Annotated in this window: 17 protein-coding genes; 8 read left to right on the forward strand and 9 right to left on the reverse strand. The window is 59.4% G+C overall.

The annotated features are described in order from the left end of the window. The first annotated feature begins 1 nt into the window (after position 1). On the forward strand, positions 2–352 hold the full coding sequence (locus H8696_RS01180; RefSeq protein ID WP_249314407.1) for a phage holin family protein: 351 nt from the start codon (positions 2–4) through the stop codon (positions 350–352). 122 nt (positions 353–474) lie between these two features. Here the strand turns inward: H8696_RS01180 and H8696_RS01185 are convergent, their stop codons facing one another. Next, positions 475–1,032, reverse strand: coding sequence for a GNAT family N-acetyltransferase (locus H8696_RS01185; protein WP_249314410.1), 558 nt, complete (start codon positions 1,030–1,032; stop codon positions 475–477). Further along, positions 1,029–1,538, reverse strand: a complete 510-nt coding sequence (locus H8696_RS01190; RefSeq protein ID WP_249314413.1) for a nitroreductase family protein — start codon at positions 1,536–1,538, stop codon at positions 1,029–1,031. Before H8696_RS01190 ends, H8696_RS01185 begins: the two co-directional genes overlap by 4 nt. Positions 1,539–1,880: 342 nt before the next feature. Between H8696_RS01190 and H8696_RS01195 the strand changes: the two genes are divergently transcribed. Both H8696_RS01195 and H8696_RS01200 read left to right on the forward strand, forming a co-directional pair. Then, positions 1,881–2,258, forward strand: coding sequence for a hypothetical protein (locus tag H8696_RS01195; protein ID WP_249314415.1), 378 nt, complete (start codon positions 1,881–1,883; stop codon positions 2,256–2,258). A 237-nt stretch (positions 2,259–2,495) separates the two neighbouring features. Beyond that, on the forward strand, positions 2,496–3,167 hold the full coding sequence (locus H8696_RS01200; protein ID WP_249314417.1) for an HD domain-containing protein: 672 nt from the start codon (positions 2,496–2,498) through the stop codon (positions 3,165–3,167). A 94-nt stretch (positions 3,168–3,261) separates the two neighbouring features. On the opposite strand, the gene H8696_RS01205 is transcribed toward H8696_RS01200, so the two are convergent. After that, positions 3,262–4,134: a sugar phosphate isomerase/epimerase family protein gene (locus tag H8696_RS01205; protein ID WP_249314419.1), complete on the reverse strand. Its 873-nt coding sequence runs from the start codon at positions 4,132–4,134 to the stop codon at positions 3,262–3,264. A 315-nt stretch (positions 4,135–4,449) separates the two neighbouring features. Between H8696_RS01205 and abc-f the strand changes: the two genes are divergently transcribed. From abc-f to H8696_RS01220, 3 genes are read left to right on the forward strand one after another with little or no spacing between them, the layout of a single operon-like run. Next, the gene (abc-f, locus tag H8696_RS01210) at positions 4,450–5,934 is read left to right on the forward strand and encodes a ribosomal protection-like ABC-F family protein (RefSeq protein ID WP_249314421.1); all 1,485 of its coding nucleotides are present in this window, start codon (positions 4,450–4,452) and stop codon (positions 5,932–5,934) included. 44 nt (positions 5,935–5,978) lie between these two features. After that, positions 5,979–6,419 (forward strand): MarR family winged helix-turn-helix transcriptional regulator, encoded by a 441-nt coding sequence (locus H8696_RS01215; RefSeq protein ID WP_249314423.1) that lies wholly within the window; start codon positions 5,979–5,981, stop codon positions 6,417–6,419. Between the two features lie 13 nt (positions 6,420–6,432). Further along, the gene (locus tag H8696_RS01220; protein WP_330605268.1) at positions 6,433–7,881 is read left to right on the forward strand and encodes an MATE family efflux transporter; all 1,449 of its coding nucleotides are present in this window, start codon (positions 6,433–6,435) and stop codon (positions 7,879–7,881) included. Positions 7,882–7,953: 72 nt separating this feature from the next. On the opposite strand, the gene H8696_RS01225 is transcribed toward H8696_RS01220, so the two are convergent. From H8696_RS01225 to H8696_RS01235, 3 genes are all read right to left on the reverse strand, one after another. Continuing rightward, entirely contained in the window at positions 7,954–9,051 is a 1,098-nt protein-coding gene (locus H8696_RS01225) for an InlB B-repeat-containing protein (protein ID WP_249314424.1), read from the reverse strand. A 41-nt stretch (positions 9,052–9,092) separates the two neighbouring features. Beyond that, positions 9,093–9,356, reverse strand: coding sequence for a hypothetical protein (locus tag H8696_RS01230; protein WP_249314426.1), 264 nt, complete (start codon positions 9,354–9,356; stop codon positions 9,093–9,095). Positions 9,357–9,520: 164 nt separating this feature from the next. After that, complete coding sequence (locus H8696_RS01235) at positions 9,521–10,090, reverse strand: recombinase family protein (protein ID WP_249315955.1); 570 nt, start codon at positions 10,088–10,090, stop codon at positions 9,521–9,523. 341 nt (positions 10,091–10,431) lie between these two features. Here H8696_RS01235 and H8696_RS01240 point away from each other — a divergent pair, with 341 nt between their 5' ends. Next, the gene (locus H8696_RS01240) at positions 10,432–11,133 is read left to right on the forward strand and encodes a TVP38/TMEM64 family protein (protein ID WP_249314428.1); all 702 of its coding nucleotides are present in this window, start codon (positions 10,432–10,434) and stop codon (positions 11,131–11,133) included. A 176-nt stretch (positions 11,134–11,309) separates the two neighbouring features. Here the strand turns inward: H8696_RS01240 and H8696_RS01245 are convergent, their stop codons facing one another. The 3 genes from H8696_RS01245 to H8696_RS01255 all read right to left on the reverse strand — a co-directional run bounded on the left by H8696_RS01245 (position 11,310) and on the right by H8696_RS01255 (position 14,802). Beyond that, positions 11,310–12,677, reverse strand: a complete 1,368-nt coding sequence (locus H8696_RS01245; RefSeq protein ID WP_249314430.1) for an MATE family efflux transporter — start codon at positions 12,675–12,677, stop codon at positions 11,310–11,312. Positions 12,678–12,778: 101 nt separating this feature from the next. Next, the gene (locus tag H8696_RS01250) at positions 12,779–13,138 is read right to left on the reverse strand and encodes a DUF6483 family protein (protein WP_249314432.1); all 360 of its coding nucleotides are present in this window, start codon (positions 13,136–13,138) and stop codon (positions 12,779–12,781) included. 2 nt (positions 13,139–13,140) lie between these two features. Further along, the gene (locus H8696_RS01255) at positions 13,141–14,802 is read right to left on the reverse strand and encodes a sensor domain-containing diguanylate cyclase (RefSeq protein WP_249314434.1); all 1,662 of its coding nucleotides are present in this window, start codon (positions 14,800–14,802) and stop codon (positions 13,141–13,143) included. A gap of 239 nt (positions 14,803–15,041) precedes the next feature. Here H8696_RS01255 and H8696_RS01260 point away from each other — a divergent pair, with 239 nt between their 5' ends. Beyond that, on the forward strand, positions 15,042–15,776 hold the full coding sequence (locus H8696_RS01260) for a MerR family transcriptional regulator (RefSeq protein ID WP_249314437.1): 735 nt from the start codon (positions 15,042–15,044) through the stop codon (positions 15,774–15,776). The last annotated feature ends 90 nt before the right edge of the window (positions 15,777–15,866 follow it).

Genomic DNA, 15,866 nt, shown 5'->3' on the forward strand with positions numbered 1-15,866 from the left:
AATGGCATTTTTGTATCGGGTGCTGGGCGCCGCCGCGGCGCTGATGGTGGCGGGGCTTCTCTTTCCGGACAGCGTGAGCGTGTCCGGCGCGCTTTGGGGTACGGTGATGCTGACGGTCCTGTATGTGCTGCTCCGGCCCATCCTCCTGACCCTTCTGCTGCCCCTCAACCTGGTGGGGCTAGGGCTTTTCACGCCCTTTGCCGACGGGCTTTTGGTCCTTTGGACCTCCGCCTGGGTGGGCGGCATCCATTTCACCTACCTTGAGGCGGTGGCGGTGGCCCTCATGATCAGCCTCGCCTACCTGCCCTACTCCTATGCCAAGGAGCGGCGGGTGCTGGGCCCGAGGGTTTAAGGGGGGCGGCCATGGGAAAATGGCGCTGGTTCGCCGCGCTGGCACTGCCCGCCGGCGGCCCGTGGAAGCTGCTGATCTCTGGACTACGGTAAAAAAAGCCGCGGAAGTTTCCGCGGCTTTTGTCATACATCCCGTTCCACAAAGTGGGGATAACGCTCGGCGTAGCCCGGATAGACGCTGTCCGAGCCGTCGAAGTTGATCTGGTACAGCCGGAACACCACGGGGATGTTCTTGGGCTGCCACAGCTCCTCGTAGGAGTAGCAGTAGCGCATGCCCAGCTTTTTCATCACGGCGCCGCTGGCCGGGTTGTTCCGGTCGTGGGTGGCGGTGGCGTAGGGCATAAGGGCCTTCCCACGGGCCAGCACGGCCCCGGCCGCCTCGGCGGCGAAGCCCCGGCCCCAGTATGCCGGAAGAAGGCCGTAGCCAAGATCGTAGGGCGCCGTCCCGGACAGGCTCACATAGCCGGCGGCCCGGCCTTCAAGAAAGATCCCGTAAAACCAGCCGGACTTCTGGAGATCCGTCAGCATCTTTGCCGCCTGGTCCGGCGTTTTCACCGGATACCAGGGCAGAAAGGTGTTCGTCCGCTCATCGCTCATGATCTCGAAAAAGGCGGGCGCGTCCGCCTCGGTGAACTGCTGAAGGGTGAGCCGCCGGGTGCGGAGAAGGGGCACAGCGCTCATTGCCAGCCGTTCATGGCGGTGACCTCTTCAAGGCTCCTGCGGCCCCGCAAGGGCGTCTCGCCCCGGGCATAGCCAAGGGGCGTCACCGCCACCACCTGACAGTCCTCCGGCACGCCCAGCACCTTTTTCACCTTCTCGGCGTTGAAGCTCCCCAGCCAGCAGGTGCCCAGCCCCTGCTCCGCCGCTTCCAGCATCATGAAGGAAAGGGCGATGGAACAGTCGATGGTGTGGGCGGGCTGGCCGCAGGCCATGGTCCGCTCGAGGGTGGCGCAGACCACCAGCGCTGCCGGCGCCTCGCCCACGAATTTCTGCCCGTTGCAGGCGTCCATCATGGCGGGCATGAGCGCCCTGTCGGTGACGGCGATGAATTTCCATGCCTGGGCGTTGTTGGCGGAGGGCGCCATGCGGCCCGCCTCCAGGATTTTTGTGAGCTTCTCCGGCTCCACAGGGGTATCCTCATAGGCGCGGATGCTCTGACGCTTGTTGATGGCTTCCAGTACGGTCATTTCAATCATCCTTTCCGAATTAAATTGGCTGGGGGGAAGCTTTTGCCCTGGGGGGCCGTAGCGCCGCTTCCCCCGACGGCGATGGCGGCGGGATCAAGAGGGCGTGGGGCGCGGCGTCCCCCTTTGCCATTATCATATCGTTTTGGGAGCACGGGGGCAATTCCCAAAATAGCATTTTCTACATTTTTCGATGAAATATCTTGTATTTTGTAAATCAGGGAGGGAAATGCAATGAAGAAACGGTGAACCGCGCTGGCGCTGGTATTGGCCGCGGTCATGATGCTTTGTGCATGCGGCGTCAAACAGGAGGATTATGATGCACTCGTGCAGGAGAATGAGAGCTTGAAAACGGAGAAGGACAAGCTGTTTTCCGAGCTTGAAGCCTTGAAAGTGGATCATCAATCCCTTCAGGGAGAGAAGGATGAACTGGATAAAAGCGTTAAGGAAAAGGACAGTGCGTATAAAAAGCTGAACGACGAATATACCCAGTATAAGAAGGATATGGAGCCCTATGCCGCCCTTTCCATTGCCGAAGCGGATGCCCAAAAGGCGGCGGCGGAGCTGCAGGCTGAGCAGGACCGAAAGGCGCTGGAGGAACAGAAGGCGCAGGAGGCCGCGGAGAAGGCTGCGGCAAAAAGGTTAAATTCAAGGTCAAGGTGCTGCAGGTGTCGGGATCTTCCACCTTCCGCCTGGCTGTTAATTCCAATTACGACAAGGTGATTTACGGTACCTTCTTCGGCCAGACGGAGGCCAGGATTTTGGAGGACGACATTATCACCATCTACGGCACCGCCAATGGGCTTAAAACCTACAAAACAATTTTGGGCGCATCGGTGACGATCCCCGAGGTATCCATTGATAAAATCGAATAAACCGCGTTTTGAAATGCCGCCGGTTTCTTGACAGCAAAAAGGCGAACGCGTATTCTAAGATTATTCCAAGGGAAGAGGTGCTGTCATGAAACGTTCGGACTATGGAAAACTGGAGGCCTACATGCTGGAATGCATGGGCGACAGTGCTCATGATGGAGAACATGTCTATCGGGTGCTCCATATGGCGCTGTTTCTGGCCGAGGATGAGGATGTAAACCGGGATGTTCTGATCGCGGCGGCGCTGCTCCATGACATCGGCCGGGCGGCCGAGCTGAGGGACGGCGCGGTGGACCATGCCCAGCGGGGCAGCGAGATGGCCAGAACCTTTTTGAGCGGCATGGGATTTGACAAGGACTTTGCGGAACACGTGGCCGCCTGCATCGCCACCCACCGCTACCGCAGCGGGTTTCCGCCCGCAAGCCGGGAGGCCGAGATTCTTTTCGACGCGGACAAGCTGGATGTGACCGGCGCTCTTGGCGTTGCCCGCACCTTCCTCTATCAGGGCGCCAAGGGCCGACCCATCTATACGGTGGAGAACGGCCGGGTGCAGACGGGCAGGGAGGCGGACGATCCCCCGTCCTTCCTCAGGGAATACCATTTCAAGCTCAAGCACGTGGAGGAGAGGCTCTTCACCGAGCGGGCGCGGCGCATCGCCGATGAACGGCAGAAGGCCGCCTGGGCCTACTACGAGGAGCTGGTCCGGGAGATCGGCCAAAGCTATGGCGAGGGACAGAAGATCCTGGATGAGTTGACATAATCCAATAGAGAAGGGCCGGCCAGGCGAACGGACGCCGGCCAGGCGGTCCATGACAAAAAAAAGATCCCCAATTCGGGGATCTTTTTTGAATCTTCTATTGCCACTCGATGCCGGAATATTTGCGGAAGGCGTCCATGCTGACCTTCACCGATTCCAGCTCGCCCAGCTGGGTCTTATCCTGCTCCAGCGTGATATAGGGAATGTTTGCCTGGTTGCCGGCGTCGATGATGGCCTGAATATCCATCACGCCGGTGCCCACCTCGGCGAAGCAGCGGTCGTCGGTGTGACGGAAGGCCTCGAAGGTGGTGATGGGGGTGTCCGGGTCCACGATGCCGTCAAAGAGGTTCATCTTTTGGGGCGCGTTCTTGGCGAAATCCTTTTGATGGAGCATGACCAGCCGGTCGGCATAGCGCTCGATCATGGCCACCGGGTCCACGCCCGCCCGGGCCGCCCAGAAGGTGTCCAGCTCGAAGTCCACCAGCGCCGGGTCGGTGAATTCCAAAATCCAGTCGGTGACGTACTTACCCTCATAGACCTGGAATTCGTGATAATGATTGTGGTAGTGCCAGTGCATGCCCCGGTCCCGGCACATCTGGCCGATGCGGTTCATGTTTTCGCCCCACTTCTTGATGAAAGCCACGTCGGGGAAGAAGTCCATGGACAGGCCGGGGTTCCAGCAGCCCACCGCCTGCTGATAATCGAGGAAAGCCTCCAGCTTTTTCTCGTTGTACATGCTGTCGCTGGAGATATGGCTGCCGATGACGGTGACGCCAAGCTCCTTCAAAAGATCCCTGGCCTCGTCGGCGGGCAGGCCGCCCAGCCCGTAGTTGTTGGGCACGTCGTCCACGTCGCGGATTTCCCAGGTCTCCCAGTACTTGTAACCCATTTCCGCAACGCTCTTCATGGTGGCGAGAGGCTCCTTGGCCAGCGTTTCCCGCACCGAGTACATTTGAATGGCAACTTTCACTTTGCTTTCCTCCTTAATAATGAAATCCGTTACGTTTATTATGACACACCAGAGAAGAAATGGCTAGAGGGCTGCAAAAATTTTCTTGACAGGACGGCGTCCATGCCATATAGTGGGTCGTAGCAAACAAACGGAGGATGAAAGGATGCGTCACATTTCTTGCTGAAACCCATGGAGGAAGGGAAGGGGGATACCCCTGTTCCCGGCAGGAAAGTGAGTCCTTGAACGCCGTTTTCTTCTTTTTAGGGGTCATCGGCCGCAGGAAAGTCTTGCTTTTCTGCGGCTTTTTTGTGTATTGGGAAGGAGCGGTGACCCATGGCCATGATCGAGATATCCCATTTGAATTTTACCTACGAAGGCAGCCCCGCGCCGGTGTTTCAGGATGTGTCCCTCCGGCTGGACACCCGCTGGAAGCTGGGCTTCATCGGCCGCAACGGCCGGGGCAAGACCACCTTTTTGCAGCTTTTGATGGGCCGGTATGCGTATGGCGGGGAGATCGTCTCCCCGGTGGACTTCGACTATTTCCCCTTCGAGCCTGCAAAAGCGGGAACGGCCATGGAGGGGGCGCTGTCCGTCTGCCCGGAGGCGGAGGCGTGGCAGCTTTACCGGGAGCTGGATAAGCTGGAGCTCTCCGATGCGGTGCTGGAGCGGCCTCTCGCCACCCTGAGCCCGGGGGAGCGCACCCGTCTTATGCTGGCGGCCCTCTTTTTGAAGGAAAATTTTCTGCTCATCGATGAGCCCACCAACCACCTGGACATGGAGGCCCGGCGGGCGGTGAGCCGGTACCTTTCGGGCAAGAGCGGGTTCATTCTGGTCTCCCATGACCGGACCTTTTTGGACGGGTGCGTGGATCACGTGCTGTCCATCAACCGGGCGGATATCGAGATGCAGAAGGGGAATTTCTCCTCCTGGGCGGAGAACCGCCGCCGTCAGGACGGGTATGAGCTGGAACGTCAGGCGGCGCTGCAAAAGGATATCCGGGAGCTCACCGCGTCGGCCCGCCGGGCGGCGGGCTGGTCCGGGCGGGCCGAGGGACAGAAGCGGGCCACCGACGAGGGCAGGCCCGACCGGGGCTTTGAGGGCCACAAGGCGGCGAAGCTGATGAAGCGGGCGAAGGCCATTGAAAAGCGGCGGGAGGCGGCGCTCACCGAGAAGCGGAGCCTGCTGCGAAACCTGGAGACGGCGGAGAGCCTGAAGCTCACGGGGCTGCCCTATCCGAAGAACCGGTTGGCGGAAGCCCGGGACCTGGCGGTGCGCTACGGCGGCCGGGCCATCATGAAGCCGGTGACCTTCGAGGTGAACCGGGGGGAGCGGGTGGCGCTGCTGGGCCGGAACGGCGCGGGCAAATCCAGCCTGCTGAAACTGCTTCTGGGCGGGGAGCTGGACCACCAGGGCGAGCTCCTGCAGGGCAGAATGGTCATCTCCCACGTGCCCCAGGAAGCGGAGTTCCTTGCGGGAAGCCTCCGGGACTACGCAAGGGCGGAGGGGGTGGACCTCACCCTCCTTTTGACCCTCCTGCGCAAGCTGGATTTCTCCCGGGACCAGTTCGAGCTGCCCATGCAGGCCCTGAGCGCCGGCCAGAAAAAGAAGGTGCTGCTGGCGGCGAGCCTTGCCCGGCCCGCCCATCTCTACCTTTGGGACGAACCCATGAACTATGTGGACGTGATCTCCCGCATGCAGCTGGAGAAGCTCCTTCTGGACTCATCGGCCACCCTCGTTTTCGTGGAGCATGACGCCGCCTTCGTGGACCGGGTGGCCACCAAGAAAATAGCTCTTGACAAGCCGGAAGGATGGTCTTAAGATAAATGTATAGAGTTCTATATATTTTTTAGGAGTCATTTTTTATGCCCAATCGCTCCACATCCTTCCTCATTCACTGCCTGGATCATCAAATCAGTCAAAGGAACAGCCAAAGGCTCAATCAGATCGGTCTCACGCTGCCCCAGGCCGTGGTCCTGGACTTTCTTTTCTGGCGTCAGCAGGAAACGGTGAACCAAAGAAGTCTGGAAAAATTTATGCAGCTGTCCAACCCCTCGGTGACCAGCCTCCTTCGGAACATGGAATCGAAGGGCCTGGTGGTGCGGGAGCGGGACGAGAGCGACGGCAGAAGCCGCAATCTAAAGCTGACGGACAAGGGCATCGCCATGCATCCGGTGGCGGGCGGCATTTTTGAGGAAACCAACGAGAAACTAGCGGAAGTTCTGGGGCCCGCTGATAGGGAGATATTTCGGGGCCTCCTTCTCAAATTGGAGAAGAGCCTCATCGAAGAGGAACGCGGCAGATAAAGGAGAAATGCGTATGAATATGAAGGAAAAGTTTATTGAATTTTTTAAGCCCCACGATATGACCCAGGGCAAGCCCTGGCTGAACCTGGTCCAGTTCTCGGTGCCGCTGCTCATCGGCAACTTTGTGCAGCAGCTTTACAACACCGTGGACTCCATCGTCGTGGGGAAATATGTGGGGGACAACGCCCTGGCGGCGGTGGGCGCCAGCGGGCCCTTGCTCAACCTGCTGCTGGTGCTGTTCATGGGCATCGCCACCGGCGCCGGCATCCTGGTCTCCCAGTACTTCGGCGCCCGGGAGAAGGAGCTGCTGTCCCATACCGTGGGCACCACGCTCACCCTCACCCTCATCGCCACCGGCATCATCATGATCATCGGGCCGCTGCTCACGCCGCCCCTCATGAGTCTTCTCGATACCCCGCCGGAGATCTATGATATGGCCTGCTCCTACCTCACCATCTTCTTTCTGGGCTCCGTGGGCTTTGCCTTCTACAACATGGTCTCGGGCATTCTGCGGGGTCTTGGGGATTCCTTCATGCCGCTGGTGTTTCTCATGCTGGCCTGCGGACTCAACATTGTGCTGGATATCCTGTTCGTGGCCGCCTTCAACTGGGGCGTGGCCGGCGTAGCCTGGGCCACCATCATCGCCCAGTTCATCTCGGCCATCTTCTGCATGATGCGGCTGCTGCGGCTCAAGCGGCTGGTCACCATCAACAAGACCACCCTCCGGCCCACCAAGATCCTCTCCGGCAAGGTCATCAAGCTTGGCCTTCCGGCCGGGCTCACCCAGGCCATCTTTTCCATGGCCGCCATCATCGTGCAGTCTTTGACCAACAGCTTCGGCACCCTGGTCATCGCCATGAACACGGTGGTCATGCGGGTGGACGGCTTCGCGGTCATGCCCAACTTCACCTTCGGCAACGCCATGACCACCTATTCCGGCCAGAACGTGGGTGCCGGACAGCTGGACCGGGTCCATGAGGGCACCCGTTCCGCCATGAAGATGGGACTCGGCGTGTCCGCCGTGCTGGTGGTGCTCATTCTGGTCTTTGGCGAGGGCCTCATGCGCATGTTTACCGATACGGCCGAGGTCGTCTCCCTGGGCGTGCACATGATGCGCATTCTGGCGGTGGGTTATGTGGCCATGGCCATCACCCAGATCCTCTCCGGCGTCATGCGCGGCGCCGGCGATACCATGACCCCCATGTGGATTTCCCTCATCACCACCGTGGTCATCCGGGTCCCCCTGGCCTACGGCCTGGCCTACCTGACCCGCTCCGAGACCCAGCCCCAGGGCTCCCCGGACAGCCTGTTCATCTCCATGATGGTATCCTGGGTTCTGGGCGCGGTGATCACCATCTTCGCCTTCCGCTTCGGCAAGTGGCGCAAGAAGGCGCTGCTGAGCTATCCCAGCGCCATGCGGGAACCGGCGGCGGCCGAAACTGTGGAAGCCGCTGAAGGCTGATTGAAGAAAGCAAAGCGCCCCCCTCCTGTCCGCGGGAGGGGGGCGCTTTTTAGAATGGGGTTGAGGTGGCGATCAGTTGGATTTGTGGATTTTTCTGCGGCGGACGATCACGACTGCGGCCGCCGCAGCGAGCAGTACCACTGCAGCAATCAGGGCAAAACCGTTGCCATCGTGTCCCGTTTGAGGCGTATTGACGACAGGAGTTGCGGTGGGAACGGGGGTTGCCTCCGAGGAAGGCGTCACTATCGGGGTGGGCGTAGGCGTCACTTCTGGGGTGGGCGACACCTCGGGACTCATCTCCGGCGTGGGTGTGCCGGGGGCGCCTTCACTGGGCGATGGACTGGGAGCAGTGCTTCCGCTGGGGGATGGCGATGAACTGGGATCAGTGCTTCCGCTGGGGGATGGCGACGAACTGGGATCTATGCTCTCACTGGGGCTGGGCGACGTCGTCTCCGAGGGGGAAGGAACCGGCACCTTTTCCCACACCGCATATAAGGTTGTGTTCTTGGTGATGGTTATGCTGGCGAGCCCCATATATTGGACATCGGTGGCATCGGGAGCGGTGGACCAGCCCTTGAACGTATATCCATCGCGGGTGGGTTGAACACTGGAAACGGTGAAGGTGGCCGAACCAGTCGCGGAGGTGAGACTTTGCGGTGCCGGCGCCCCACTTCCGCCCTTCCCGTCATAAGTGAGCGTGTATGTCACTTCAGGCTTGGGCAGGTCCTGGCCGCCGCTGATCGAGATATACGTGCTGGTGCCGCCGCTGTGCTGAAAGGACAGGCCAAAGGTGATATTACCACCGGCCTCGCTCATATCCTTGTTGGTAATCTTTGCGTTGCAGACCTTGGGGAAGGTTTGTTTGTAGCTGCCTATTTCAACATCGAGATAGAGCCACCAAACGCCGTTCTCCTGGACAAAGTAGGCCTCGGCGGAGCCGGAAGCATTGAGGCTCCCCACCGCATTTTTAGAAATGTACTGGGTCCACGTGACGGAATTCACGTTATGAGCGCCTGTGGAACCGTTCATAAAGGGCGCCCCATAGCTGGAAATTTTGAGGGTCAATGGAACCCTGGTAATTTCATAGGCGAAGGATGTTGCTGGCAGCAGTGAACCTATCATGAGTGCTGCAAGCAGGAGAAAATGGATTCTTAATTTATGCTTTGTCATGCTGGATACCTCCACAAAAAATTCGGATACTGCGGTACGCCCTACCCTCCTTCCTCGGATAGACTTGCGATGAGTTGTGCCTTAACCGCCTCGGGATCCCGTTCGCCATGACCGCCAGTCAGATACACGAGGGTATTGTTCCACTCGAGTGGCCCGGCGGCACCGACTGGAATGGCAAGAAGCACTCTTGCCATCTGCATCCGCTTATCGATTTCAAGAAAGCGGAGGTCGGAGAGATATTCACAGCCCATTCGCAGGGCCAGATAGTCCAGAAGATGAAGTGGAAAATCTGGATCAAATTTCATGGGGACAACCTCCCAGAAGCGAAAAGTCATTTTGCAAAGGTGTACTTTTCAAAAGGGCAAAAAAAAAGAGCCCCCCTGATTAGGGGAGCTAAAAAATATTTGAAAAATCGTGGGAGAAATGGTATACTTGAATGGCAATAAGGGAAAACTTGAAAAGTACACCTTTATAAATTTTTTCGCATGACATCAAAGTTATGCGTTTTTTCGTAATGAACCGCCTTTCCGTAGAAGGTTCCCACCGGCATTTCACAGGCCTCGGCGGCCTGCTGAAGTGTCATTTTTTTATTCCGCCACGCGGTGTGGACCTCGAAAAAGTTATCCGGCAGGGGACAGGGCGGACGCCCGAATTTCACCCCTCGTGCTTTGGCGGCGGCGATGCCCTCCGCCTGCCGCTTCTTGATGTTTTCCCGTTCGCTCTGGGCCACGAAGGAGAGGATTTGAAGCACCAGATCGGCGATGAAGGTGCCCATCAGATCCTTGCCGTTCCGGGTATCCAATAGAGGCATATCGATGACGCAGATGTCGATGCTGTATTGATGGGTGAGGATGCGCCACTGATTTTGAATCTCCTCGTAGTTCCGGCCCAGCCGGTCGATGCTCAGCACGTAAAGCAGATCCCCTTCCCTGAGCTTCGTGAGGAGCCTTTTGTACTCCGGACGGTTGAAATCCCTGCCTGACTGCTTGTCCACATAGATATTCCGGAGGGGTACGGCCTGAGCGGCCATGGCCAACATCTGCCGGTCCTCATTTTGATCGGTGCTGGATACCCGCACGTAACCATAAACCTTGCTGGGCAAAGATTTCACCTCCAAATTGGTACGATGTTTAAAGCAATCATTTTTTAAACTAAAATTTCATAAAGACATTTCGATCACAACAAAGTGAGACGGACGGATATTATGAGAGCTAGTGTTCCCAGAAGATGTCGACTCATACTCGACAAAAAATATTAAATCGTCAAAACCTTAAAAGAGCAAGAGGAGGACCCAAACAGCCGAAAAAATTATATATTGGAAAAGTTGATAAAAAGTTGAGATTTGCCGGATAAACTGCCCTTGCATGAAGGAGGGCGGAAATGGACGATAAGGATGAAAGAAGCTATAAGATCCGCAGGCGCGTGGTGAGCCTGGTTTCCCTGGCGGTACTTTTAGCGCTGTTCGCGGTGGTGGCCGTCTATGTGGGCAAACCCCTGCTCGAAATGGCCAGCGATCCTGCGGCCTTCCGGGAGTGGGTGGAGGCACGGGGGTTCATGGGCCGGCTGGCCCTGACGGGCATCATGACCCTGCAGGTGGTGGTGGCCATGATCCCCGGCGAGGTGATCGAGATCGCCGCCGGATACTGCTATGGACCGCTGGGCGGCATGCTGCTGTGCCTCATCGGCGCGGCCGCCGGCACCTGCATTATCTACGGCTTCACAAAGCTTTTTGGCATCCGCATGGTGGAGGCCTTCGTATCCCGGGAGAAGATCGTCTCCCTACGGTTTCTGAGGGACAGCCGCAAACTCAATTTATTAATTTTTATCATTTTTTTCATGCCGGGCACGCCCAAGGACCTGATCACCTATTTCATTGGCCTCACGCCCATGAAACTCACCACCTTCCTCATGATCTCCTCGGTGGCCAGAATCCCGTCGGTGATCTCCTCCACCATCGGCGGGAACGCCCTGGGGATGCAGAACTACACCTTCGCCATTCTGGTCTTTGCCGTCACGGCGGCGGTGAGTCTGGCGGGCATCCTGATCTACCGCAGGCTTTCCAGCCGGTGCGGGGAGAAATAAGGACCGCGGCAGGAGCCCGGGCGGGGGGAGCGAACCCGGGCGGCAGGAGCGAGCCCGCGGGGGTTTGCCCCATGCCGCAGGCGGACGTTTCCGCAGGCCATCCATCGAATCCATCGCATTAAAAAACACCCCGAAAAACGGGGTGTTTTTTTCAGACCGTTCAAAGCCTGGGCGACTTAGTCCTCCACCAGATTGCGCTTTTTCCAGCGTCCGGAGCGCCATCTCGTGTACATGATGGTCGCCCGCACCGTTTCGTCCACGGTGACCGCAACCCAGATACCAATGAGTCCCATATTCAGCACCACGCCCACCAGATATCCGCCGGCCACCGAGATGATCCAGCCGCTGCAAATGGCGATGGCCACCGGGACCACCACGTCGCCCGCCGTGTGCAGGGCGTTCACGAAGATGAGATTGAAGGAGCGGGGGAAGCCGCGGATGATATCGATGCCGAGAATGGTGGTGCCGAGGGCCAGAATCTCCGGGTTCTCCGTGAACAGGGAGAACAGGGGCCGGGCCAGGAAAAACACCGCCACGGTGATGCAGAAGGAGGTCAGCACCGCGGTCCTGATGACATGGGACATGGTCCGCTCCCCGTCCTCCTTGCGGCCCGCGCCGATCAGCCGGCCCACCACCACCTGGGAGGCCTGGGACAGGGCCCGGGTATAGATATAGGACAGCTGCACGAACAGGTTGCAGTAGATCTGGGTGTTGACGGCGGCGAGGCCGAACACGTTGATAAAGGACAGGATCACCACCTGCGCCAGGTTATAGGACAGGGGCTCGCAGGCGCCGGGCAGGGCCAGGGAGAGCAGCTTCTTGAGCTGGACGCCGGGGAAGGGCCGAAGGTGATGGGGCAAAAAGGGGATGCCCACCTTTTTGCAGTAGACGATGATGATGGCGGCGAGGCCGAGAATGCGGCTGATCATGGTGGCGAGGGCCGCGCCGGTGGCGCCGAGGGCGGGCATGCCCAGATAGCCGTTGATGAAAAGAAGGTTGCCCACCGTGTTCAGCAGGTTCACGGCGATGGAGATCATCATGCTTTCCTTCATCATGGTGTTGCTGCGAAGGAAGGCCGCGAAGGTGAGAAACAGCATCTGCACGAACATGGTGCCGCCCACAATGGACATGTAGCTGTGGGCCGACGCCATGGATTCCTCCGGCAGGTTCATGGCCCGGAAGATGGGTTCGTTCAAAAAGAGCAGGGCGGAACTGACCACGATGCCGATGGCGAGGTTGAGGCTGAAGGAGAGCGCGTACATCTGATGCTCCTTCTTCGCGTCCCCGTAGCCCCGGTATTGGGAGATGAGCACCGTCGCCGCCGTGCAAAGAAAGCTGAAGGTGATGATCACCAGCGATGAGATCTGGTTGGAGTTGCCCACCGCCGCGACGGCCTCCGCCGAATAGGAGCTGATCATCAGCTGGTCGATGTTGCCCACCAGAAGCTGCAGGAACTGCTCAAAGAAAATGGGCAGCGCCAGGTACTGGATGTAGCCCTTCTTGGCCATGGCATCCAGGGATTCCGTCCGTTTAAACCGTTTCATAGCGACCTCCCGAAGAACGTTTGTTCCTAGATCAGGGTATCAAAAGGGGAGGTCAAAGTCAATAGGGCGGGATGAAAAATGTAAGGGATTTCTTAGAATTTTCACAGATGAACGCCGAAGACGCCGGCGGCGTCGGTGAGGCCCTGGAGGATCTCCTCCCGGGAGAAATGGCCGCGGGCCAGTTCCTCGTCGGTGAGGCGGGCCACCCGCTCATAGAAGTCCACGGCGATGAGAAGCTCTTCCCTTCCGCCGGGGCGGAGATGCTGAAAGAGCAGGTCCTCCGCCTCGCCCAGGCGGCCCTGGCCGATCATGACGATAAGGTCCCCGCGGAGGCCTCCGCCCTCGGTCAGCACCTCTCCTTCGGGCTGTTCATAGGTCACGGTGTCCCGGTGAAAGACGATGCGGGCGATGGCGGCGGTGAGCATCTCGATCTGGCGCAGGATGTAGTCCTGTTGAAACATTTTCAGCCCCCCTTGGTCTTTCGCTTGTCGGCGTACATGCGGTCGTCCGCCCGAATCTCCATCTTTTCCAGGGTGGCGTCCTCGCCGGGCCGGTAGTGGGCGTAGCCCGTGGCCAGGGAGATGGAAAAGCGGTGGTTGGCATTGTAGCGGCCGATGGCCCCGCGGAGGGCGTCAAGAATGGCGAGAAGCTCGGCCTCGGTGATGTCCACCGCCAGGGCGGAGAACTCGTCGCCGCCGGTGCGGTAGACCGACCCCTTCTCCCCGAAGGCCTGGGAGAGCAGAAAGGCGGTATCCTGAATGACCACGTCGCCGGCGCTGTGGCCGTAGGTGTCATTGGTGAGCTTGAGGTTGTTGAGATCCGCCACCAGGCACCAGATCTGGGAATGGTCCTTAAGGCGGATTTCCAGGCCGTTCAGGTGGCGCTGGTAGGCGGCCCGGTTGCCGATGTTGGTCAGGGCGTCGGTATAGGCCATCTGCGCGTACATGGCGGAGCGGATGGACTGTTTGTAGAGCACGAGATAGCGGCGGCCCAGCTGGCGGAGCTGCAGAATGAGGAAGGCCAGAAGACCCAGCCCGGTGAAGAAGTTGTTGGGCACGATAAGGGGCGTATAGAACAGGACCATGTCGATGACCGCGCCCGCCACCATGGGCACGAAGGTGATGAGGAAGCGGTGGGCCTCCCCCTGGCGGTCCCTGCGGGTGGCGATGAGCACATGGATAACGAGGGCGATGCAAAGGGCGATCACGACGTGGGTGAAGCTGACCATGAGCCGAAGATCCACGCCCAGGAAGTTGAGCAGAGTCTGCACGAGGAAGTTGGCGGCCACCAGACCGATGAGCCAGCGGGTAATCCGTTTCAGCCCGGGCGTCAGGCTGGGCAGCAGCATGGCCAGGATGGGCAGGGGGAGGAGGGCGAGGGCCAGAAAGTCCGCCAGATTGATCACGTAGCTGTTCTCGATGATGAGCCGGGAGAACTCCGTCTCGCACAGGCAGTACAGCGCGCACAGCAGGGTGAAAACGCTCATGTAGAACAGATGGCGGCCGGTGCGGAAGTGCCGCCCGCCGACGAGACAGATGATGAAAAGGACGGCGCCCAGCAGCCCCAGCACCGCAACGAACAGGATGGTGGGCAGCTCGGGGGCCACCAGGTGGTAAAGGAGCGCCGAACGGGAGCCCGCCACCGGAGCCAGCATGGTGTAGAGGATGGCGTCCCCGAGGAGGGGCTGGAAGTCGATCCGAAGCTCGCCGCCCTCAAAATCCTCTGGCAGGCGCACGATGTAGTCGATGTTGCCCGGGGTTTTGGAGGGCCGCCAGCCGTCCTCCCGGGAAGCGCAGACCAGTTCCCCGTTCAGATAGATCTGCACATACATATGATGGCTTTGGACCAGAATGCAGCCGTCCTCCGTGCCGTACCGCTCCAGGGTGCGGGTGAGGGAGAAGCCCACGCCGTTGTCCTCGAGGTTCATGGGCAGGGAAACCTCCCGGCGCTCGCCGCTGGCCAGGTCCGTAAAGGTCCAGCCCAGGGTGAGCTCCTTCGACTGCCTGTCCGCGAGGGGGACGCCGTAGTGGGGCATGGCAACGCCCACGGCAATCAGCACCGCCGCAAGAAAAAGGACAAGCCCCAGCGTGATCCCATAGAGAAGGGAGAACTTCTTTTTGATCATGACGGCTCCTTGATGCTTCATTTGGATAGGTTCAGTATACGTCACGAAAAAGGGTTTCGCAAGGGTAAGAAATCTGAAGGCGCGTACCTCCGGATGGCCCCGCGGCCCGCTGGGTGATCCCCGCGCCGGCCTTTCTGGGTCTTGGCGCGGCGCTGACGCTGAAAAGGAAACGGGCATAAAAAACCCTTGACTATGACGGGGCGTGAGGGGCTAGGATAGGAGTGAAGGGGGGATGGACCATGATGACGGTGAAGGAGGCGGCCCGGCTTTCGGGGGTGAGCGTGAGGACGCTCCGCCACTACGATGAGATCGGGCTGCTTCGGCCCGCGGCAAGAAGCGAAGCGGGCTACCGCCTCTACGGCGAGGAGGAGCTCCGGCGGCTGCAGCAGATTCTCTTCTTCCGGGAGCTGGGCTTTTCCCTTGCCGGGATTCGGGCCATCCTGGACGATCCCGCCTTCGACGAAAAGGAGGCGCTCCTGCGGCAGCGGCAGCTGCTCCGGCTGGAGAAAAAGCGGCTGGAGGGACTGATCCGGCTGACCGAGCGGGCGCTGAAAGGAGAAAGGACCATGGATTTTACAGCCTTTGACGGGAGCGAAATGAAGGAGGCCCGGGACGCCTACGCCGCGGAGGTCCGCGAAAAGTACGGGCACACCGAGGCCTACCGGATCAGCGAGGAAAAAGCAAAAAGCTACGGCAAGGCGGACTGGGCCAGGATCGAGGCGGGCATGAAGGCGATCTTCGGCCGGGCGGCCGCTGCCATGGACGGGGGGCCGGATTCGCCGGCGGCGCAGGGGGCGGTCTCCGCGTGGCAGGACTTCATCACCGAGAACTTCTATCCCTGCACGAAGGAGATTTTGGCAGGCCTTGGGGAGCTCTACACCGCCGATCCCCGCTTCAGGGCGAACCTCGAGGGCCACGGCCCGGGCTTTGCCGAATTCTTTGCCAAAGCCATCGACATCCACTGCAAAAACTGAACCTTTTGGGGCCCCGGGCAAAAGTCCGGGGCTTTTTTCTGCACAAATTTGTTCGGAGCGCCCTTTTTTCGATTTAAAATTTGCCTGGAG

Source organism: Gehongia tenuis (genome assembly GCF_014384795.1).
Lineage (GTDB): Bacteria > Bacillota > Clostridia > Christensenellales > NSJ-53 > Gehongia > Gehongia tenuis.

Bases quoted from the DNA above. Each gene is read 5' to 3' on its own strand.
- H8696_RS01250 (WP_249314432.1), bottom strand. From the start codon at position 13,138: ATGTTTCAACAGGACTACATCCTGCGCCAGATCGAGATGCTCACCGCC.
- H8696_RS01220 (WP_330605268.1), top strand. From the start codon at position 6,433: ATGAATATGAAGGAAAAGTTTATTGAATTTTTTAAGCCCCACGATATG.
- H8696_RS01180 (WP_249314407.1), top strand. From the start codon at position 2: ATGGCATTTTTGTATCGGGTGCTGGGCGCCGCCGCGGCGCTGATGGTG.
- H8696_RS01235 (WP_249315955.1), bottom strand. From the start codon at position 10,090: ATGTTGGCCATGGCCGCTCAGGCCGTACCCCTCCGGAATATCTATGTG.
- abc-f (WP_249314421.1), top strand. From the start codon at position 4,450: ATGGCCATGATCGAGATATCCCATTTGAATTTTACCTACGAAGGCAGC.
- H8696_RS01245 (WP_249314430.1), bottom strand. From the start codon at position 12,677: ATGAAACGGTTTAAACGGACGGAATCCCTGGATGCCATGGCCAAGAAG.
- H8696_RS01215 (WP_249314423.1), top strand. From the start codon at position 5,979: ATGCCCAATCGCTCCACATCCTTCCTCATTCACTGCCTGGATCATCAA.
- H8696_RS01225 (WP_249314424.1), bottom strand. From the start codon at position 9,051: ATGACAAAGCATAAATTAAGAATCCATTTTCTCCTGCTTGCAGCACTC.
- H8696_RS01190 (WP_249314413.1), bottom strand. From the start codon at position 1,538: ATGACCGTACTGGAAGCCATCAACAAGCGTCAGAGCATCCGCGCCTAT.
- H8696_RS01230 (WP_249314426.1), bottom strand. From the start codon at position 9,356: ATGAAATTTGATCCAGATTTTCCACTTCATCTTCTGGACTATCTGGCC.
- H8696_RS01200 (WP_249314417.1), top strand. From the start codon at position 2,496: ATGAAACGTTCGGACTATGGAAAACTGGAGGCCTACATGCTGGAATGC.
- H8696_RS01255 (WP_249314434.1), bottom strand. From the start codon at position 14,802: ATGATCAAAAAGAAGTTCTCCCTTCTCTATGGGATCACGCTGGGGCTT.
- H8696_RS01240 (WP_249314428.1), top strand. From the start codon at position 10,432: ATGGACGATAAGGATGAAAGAAGCTATAAGATCCGCAGGCGCGTGGTG.
- H8696_RS01185 (WP_249314410.1), bottom strand. From the start codon at position 1,032: ATGAGCGCTGTGCCCCTTCTCCGCACCCGGCGGCTCACCCTTCAGCAG.
- H8696_RS01260 (WP_249314437.1), top strand. From the start codon at position 15,042: ATGATGACGGTGAAGGAGGCGGCCCGGCTTTCGGGGGTGAGCGTGAGG.